The organism is Fodinibacter luteus (genome assembly GCF_039541575.1).
GTDB lineage: Bacteria > Actinomycetota > Actinomycetes > Actinomycetales > Dermatophilaceae > Fodinibacter > Fodinibacter luteus.
This window is the reverse complement of sequence record NZ_BAABGM010000036.1, coordinates 1-1,471: the sequence shown is the minus strand read 5'-3', so window position 1 is coordinate 1,471 and position 1,471 is coordinate 1. Positions and strand designations below refer to the sequence as shown.

The 1,471-nt window shown below is 57.4% G+C and carries 1 rRNA gene; it reads left to right on the top strand.

The annotated features are described in order from the left end of the window. Positions 1-1,471 (top strand): 16S ribosomal RNA (locus ABD899_RS18845); the annotation flags it as partial.

Sequence of the window (1,471 nt, the reverse complement as noted above, 5' to 3'; positions counted from 1 at the left end):
CGAACGCTGGCGGCGTGCTTAACACATGCAAGTCGAACGGTGATCCTTGGAGCTTGCTTCTTGGTGATCAGTGGCGAACGGGTGAGTAACACGTGAGTAACCTGCCCCTGACTCTGGAATAACCCCGGGAAACCGGGGCTAATACCGGATATGACATCATCCCGCATGGGTGTGGTGTGGAAAGTTTTTCGGTTGGGGATGGGCTCGCGGCCTATCAGCTTGTTGGTGAGGTAGTGGCTCACCAAGGCGACGACGGGTAGCCGGCCTGAGAGGGCGACCGGCCACACTGGGACTGAGACACGGCCCAGACTCCTACGGGAGGCAGCAGTGGGGAATATTGCACAATGGGCGAAAGCCTGATGCAGCGACGCCGCGTGAGGGATGACGGCCTTCGGGTTGTAAACCTCTTTCAGCTCTGAAGAAGCGAAAGTGACGGTAGGAGCAGAAGAAGCACCGGCTAACTACGTGCCAGCAGCCGCGGTAATACGTAGGGTGCGAGCGTTGTCCGGAATTATTGGGCGTAAAGAGCTTGTAGGCGGTTTGTCGCGTCTGCTGTGAAAATCCGGGGCTCAACTCCGGACTTGCAGTGGGTACGGGCAGACTAGAGTGTGGTAGGGGAGACTGGAATTCCTGGTGTAGCGGTGAAATGCGCAGATATCAGGAGGAACACCGATGGCGAAGGCAGGTCTCTGGGCCACTACTGACGCTGAGAAGCGAAAGCGTGGGGAGCGAACAGGATTAGATACCCTGGTAGTCCACGCCGTAAACGTTGGGAACTAGGTGTGGGCCTCATTCCACGAGGTCTGTGCCGCAGCTAACGCATTAAGTTCCCCGCCTGGGGAGTACGGCCGCAAGGCTAAAACTCAAAGGAATTGACGGGGGCCCGCACAAGCGGCGGAGCATGTGGATTAATTCGATGCAACGCGAAGAACCTTACCAAGGCTTGACATACACCGGTAACGCTCAGAGATGGGTGCCCCGTAAGGTCGGTGTACAGGTGGTGCATGGTTGTCGTCAGCTCGTGTCGTGAGATGTTGGGTTAAGTCCCGCAACGAGCGCAACCCTCGTTCCATGTTGCCAGCAGCACCTTTGGGTGGCTGGGGACTCATGGGAGACTGCCGGGGTCAACTCGGAGGAAGGTGGGGATGACGTCAAATCATCATGCCCCTTATGTCTTGGGCTTCACACATGCTACAATGGCCGGTACAAAGGGCTGCGAAACCGTGAGGTGGAGCGAATCCCAAAAAACCGGTCTCAGTTCGGATTGGGGTCTGCAACTCGACCCCATGAAGTCGGAGTCGCTAGTAATCGCAGATCAGCAACGCTGCGGTGAATACGTTCCCGGGCCTTGTACACACCGCCCGTCAAGTCACGAAAGTCGGTAACACCCGAAGCCGGTGGCCCAACCCCTTGTGGGAGGGAGCCGTCGAAGGTGGGACTGGCGATTGGGACTAAGTCGTAACAAGGTAGC